Origin of the sequence: Pseudomonas sp. RW409, assembly GCF_003184125.1 — a bacterium.
In the GTDB taxonomy this organism is placed as follows: Bacteria; Pseudomonadota; Gammaproteobacteria; order Pseudomonadales; family Pseudomonadaceae; genus Aquipseudomonas; species Aquipseudomonas chlororaphis_I.
Window position 1 is genome coordinate 828,419 of sequence record NZ_QHHP01000042.1, and the last position, 4,551, is coordinate 832,969.

A 4,551-nucleotide genomic window follows, 5' to 3' on the forward strand; every position below is an offset into this window, starting at 1 on the left:
TTGCCCGCGATGAGGCCCCCAAGGCCTAGCTGCGCAATTCCACCCGATCGCGAAACTGCTCCAGCGCCTCGGGGTTGGCCAGGGCGTCGGTGTTTTTTACCGGCAGGCCGTGCACCACGTTGCGCACCGCCAGTTCGACGATCTTGCCGCTGATGGTCCGGGGAATGTCGCTGACCGCGAGGATCTTCGCCGGTACGTGGCGGGGCGTGGTGTTGGCGCGGATCACCTGGCGGATCTGCTCCTGCAGGGCGTCGTCCAGTTGCACGCCGTCCTGCAGGCGCACGAACAGCACCACCCGCACGTCGTTGTCCCATTGCTGACCGATGGCCAGGCTTTCCAGGACCTGTTCGAGTTTCTCCACCTGGCGGTAGATTTCCGCGGTGCCGATGCGCACGCCGCCGGGGTTGAGCACGGCGTCCGAGCGGCCGTGAATCAGCCAGCTGCCATGGGCCAGTTGCTCGGCGTAGTCGCCCTGGGCCCAGACCCCGGGGAACTGGCTGAAGTAGGAGGCACGCAGTTTCTCGTGCCGTGGGTCGTGCCACAGGCCGATGGGCATGGCCGGGAAATGCCGGGTGCAGACCAGTTCGCCCTTTTCACCGATCACCGCCTGACCCTGGTCGTTCCACACCTCCACCGCCATGCCCAGGCCCTTGCCCTGCATTTCGCCGCGGTGCACCGGCAACAGTGGGTTGCCGATGATGAAGCAGGAAATGATATCGGTGCCGCCAGACATCGAGGCCAGGCACAGGTCCTGTTTGAACGCCCGGTACACGTAGTCGAAGCTCTGCGGCGACAGCGGCGAGCCGGTGCTGAGCAGGGTCTTGAGGCTGGCCAGGGAGTGGCTGCTGCGTGGCTCGATGCCGGCCTTTTCCAGGGCCACCAGGTACTTGGGGCTGGTGCCGAAAACACTGATGCCTTCCTGGTCGATCAGGTCGATCAAGTGTTCGGGCGCCGGGTGGAACGGCGAGCCGTCGTACAGTAGCACCGTGGCGCCCACCGCCAGGGCGGAGACCAGCCAGTTCCACATCATCCAGCCACAGGTGGTGTAGTAGAACAGCACTTCGCCGGCGTGCAGGTCGGTGTGCAGGCCGTGCTCCTTAAGGTGCTGCAACAGCACGCCGCCGGTGCTGTGGATGATGCACTTGGGCACGCCGGTGGTGCCGCTGGAATAGAGGATGTACAGCGGATGGGCGAAGGGCACGGCGACGAACTGCGGCTCGCCGCCGGGGCGGTAGAAGTCGTCCCACAGCGCGACCCTGGCCGAGGTACGGAAGTCTTCGGCGCGAGCCTCGGGCCGCGCGTACGGCACGATGATCAGCTGTTGCAGGGACGGCAGGCGCTCGAGGATTTCGTTGACCTTGGCCGTCTGGTCGATCTGTTTGCCGGCGTAGCGGTAGCCGGCGCAGGTGATCAGTACCTTGGGTTCGATCTGGCCGAAGCGGTCGATCACCCCCTGGGTGCCGAAGTCCGGCGAGGAGCTGGACCAGACGGCGCCGAGGCTGGTGGTGGCGAGCATGCCCACCAGGGTCTGCCAGGTATTGGGCATGCAGGCGGCGACCCGGTCGCCAAGGCCGACACCGGCGGCCCGCAGGCTCTGTTGCAGGCCGGCGACATGGGCCGCCAGCTGGTTGTAGGTCAGCTGTTCGCGCTGGCCGTTCTCGTTGATCGCCACCACCGCGACACCGTCGTCACGGCGCTTGAGCAGGTGCTCGGCGAAGTTCAGGGTGGCGTCGGGGAACCACTGGGCGGCGGGCATGCTGCTGCCTTCGATCAGCACCGCGCTGGGGGGCGCATGGAACTCGACATCGAAGAAGTCGACGATGGCCTGCCAGAAGGCTTCGCGCTGCTCGATGCTCCATTGGTGCAGGGCGGGGTAGTCATCGATGTCCAGGTCGTGACGGTGATTGATCAAGCGCCGGAAGGCTTCCATGCGGGTCTTGCTGATGCGCTCGGCACTGGGTTGCCAGAGTAATTCGGACATGGGTGGCCTCTTGTTTTTCTGCTGCACACACAAAGCTGTTCCAACTCTGTAGCCGCTGCCGCAGGCTGCGATCGACCGGAACGGTCGTGGCGGTCTCAAGGTCGCGGAGGTCCTTCGGACCTATCGCAGCCTTCGGCAGCGGCTACAGGGGTCGCGTTTATTGCGCCAGCCAGCCGCCGTCGATATTCCACGCCGCGCCACGTACCTGGCTGCCGGCCTCACTGCACAAGAATAGGACCAACTCGCCCAACTGCGAAGGCGTGACGAACTCCAGGGACGGCTGTTTTTCCGCCAGCAGGTCGTGCTGCGCCTGTTGCGGGTCGACACCGGCCGCGGCGCGGTCGTCGATCTGTTTCTGCACCAGCGGGGTCAGGACCCAGCCCGGGCAGATGGCGTTGCAGGTGACGTTGCTGGTGGCGGTCTCCAGGCCGACCACCTTGGTCAGGCCGATCACCCCGTGCTTGGCCGCCACATAGGCGGCCTTGCCCACCGAGCCGACCTGGCCATGCACCGAGGCGATGTTGACGATCCGTCCCCAGCCCTTGGCGCGCATGCCCGGCAGGCTCAGGCGAGTGCTGTGGAACACCGACGACAGGTTGATGGCGATGATCGAGTCCCAGCGCTCCACCGGGAATTCCTCCACCGCCGCCACATGCTGGATGCCGGCGTTGTTGACCAGGATGTCGACGCCGCCGAACTTGCGCTCGGCGTAGGCGAGCATGTCGGCGATCTGCGCCGGGTCGCTGACGTCGGCCGGGTGATGGCCGACCTTGCCGCCGCTGTCCTTATTGAGGCGCGCGACCTCGGCGATCACCGTCGAGGCATCGCCGAAGCCGTTGAGGATCAGGTTGGCCCCGGCCTTGGCCAGGCTCAGGGCGATGCCCAGACCGATGCCGCTGGTGGAGCCGGTGACGAGGGCGGTCTTGCCCGCAAGATTACTCATGAATACCTCACACAATGCCGGTGGCGTAGAAAGTGGCGATCACGACGAAGACGGCCAGGGTCTTGATCAGCGTAATGCAGAAAATGTCCTTGTAGGCTTGGCGGTGGGTCAGGCCGGTGACCGCCAGCAGGGTAATCACCGCGCCGTTGTGCGGCAGGGTGTCCATGCCGCCGCTGGCCATGGCGGCCACGCGGTGCAGCACTTCCAGGGGGATGTTGGCGGCGTGGGCGGCGCTGATGAAGGTCTCCGACATGGCCGCCAGGGCGATGCTCATGCCGCCTGAGGCGGAGCCGGTGATGCCGGCCAGCAGGGTCACGGTGATGGCTTCGTTGACCAGCGGGTTGGGGATGCTTTTCAGCCAGTCCGACAGCACCAGGAAGCCCGGCAGGGAGGCGATCACCGCGCCGAAGCCGTATTCCGAAGCGGTGTTCATCGCCGCCAGCAGGGCGCCGCTGACCGCGCTCTTGCTGCCCTCGGCCAGCCTGCCGCGAATGGCTGAGAAGCCGAACACCAGGACCATGATGATGCCCACCAGCAAGGCGGCCTGGACCGCCCAGATGGCGGTGAGCTTGGCGACGTCGGTCTGCACCGGGGCGGCCATGCCGGCCAGGGCCAGGCTGTGGGTCTTGCCGTACCACAGGGGAATCCAGTGGGTGAACAGCAGGTTCATCAGACCCACCAGCAACAGCGGCGACAGGGCGATCCAGGGGTTGGGCAGCTGGATGTCGGCGGCGGTTTCCGGCTCGTTGCGCAGGTCGCTGCCATAGCCTTCACCGGCTTTGTGCGCCTTGTTGCGCTGGCGCTGCAGAAACAGCATGCCGGCGCAGAACACGAAAATGGTGCCGATCACCCCCAGCCAGGGCGCGGCCCAGGCGGTGGTGTTGAAGAAGGTGCTGGGGATGATGTTCTGGATCTGCGGGGTGCCGGGCAGGGCATCCATGGTGAAGGAGAACGCGCCGAGGGCGATGGTCGCCGGGATCAGGCGCTTGGGGATATTGCTCTGGCGGAACATCTCCGCGGCGAACGGATAGACCGCGAACACCACCACGAACAGCGAGACGCCGCCGTAGGTCAGCAGGGCGCAGACCAGCACGATCACCAGCATCGCCTGGCGGGTGCCGAGCAGGCGGATGGCCGCCGCGACGATGGAACGGGAGAAGCCCGACAGCTCGATCAGCTTGCCGAACACCGCGCCGAGCAGGAACACCGGGAAGTAGAGTTTGATGAAGCCGACCATCTTCTCCATGAACACGCCGGTGAAGGCGGGCGCCACGGCGGAAGGGTCGGTGAGCAGGACGGCGCCGAGGGCGGCGATGGGGGCAAAGAGGATAACGCTGTAGCCACGGTAAGCAGCCAACATCAGCAGCGCGAGGGCTGCTAGGGCAATGATCACACTCATGGTGTGTCTCTCCAGGATTGTTATTTTTGTAGGGTGTTGCGGGTGTGGGCGGGGCTATAGCGAGTTTTGTGCCAGATGGTTAAGTATTTGATAAATAAGGATATTTGTATGATTTTTGAGAGGATGAGTGATGTTGTGTCTCTGTTTTGAGACTTTTGGTGGCTGAAAGGGCGTCATCGCGGGCAAGCCTCGCTCCTACAGACGCACTTATATGCTTCTGTAGGAGCG

The 4,551-nt window shown here is 64.9% G+C and carries 4 protein-coding genes; all 4 read right to left on the minus strand.

All coding sequences use genetic code 11. From position 1 onward, the window contains the following. Window positions 1–25 precede the first annotated feature (25 nt). Window positions 26–1,981 (minus strand): acetoacetate--CoA ligase, encoded by a 1,956-nt coding sequence (locus DK261_RS30855; protein WP_110177321.1) that lies wholly within the window; start codon window positions 1,979–1,981, stop codon window positions 26–28. A gap of 157 nt (window positions 1,982–2,138) precedes the next feature. Further along, window positions 2,139–2,924, minus strand: coding sequence for a 3-hydroxybutyrate dehydrogenase (locus DK261_RS30860; protein WP_110177323.1), 786 nt, complete (start codon window positions 2,922–2,924; stop codon window positions 2,139–2,141). A gap of 7 nt (window positions 2,925–2,931) precedes the next feature. Further along, entirely contained in the window at window positions 2,932–4,323 is a 1,392-nt protein-coding gene (locus DK261_RS30865) for a GntP family permease (protein ID WP_028682641.1), read from the minus strand. A gap of 79 nt (window positions 4,324–4,402) precedes the next feature. Beyond that, window positions 4,403–4,551: hypothetical protein (locus DK261_RS33435; RefSeq protein ID WP_218278196.1), on the minus strand; the 149-nt coding region annotated here is incomplete at its 5' end.

Bases quoted from the DNA above. Each gene is read 5' to 3' on its own strand.
- DK261_RS30865 (WP_028682641.1), bottom strand. From the start codon at position 4,323: ATGAGTGTGATCATTGCCCTAGCAGCCCTCGCGCTGCTGATGTTGGCT.
- DK261_RS30860 (WP_110177323.1), bottom strand. From the start codon at position 2,924: ATGAGTAATCTTGCGGGCAAGACCGCCCTCGTCACCGGCTCCACCAGC.
- DK261_RS30855 (WP_110177321.1), bottom strand. From the start codon at position 1,981: ATGTCCGAATTACTCTGGCAACCCAGTGCCGAGCGCATCAGCAAGACC.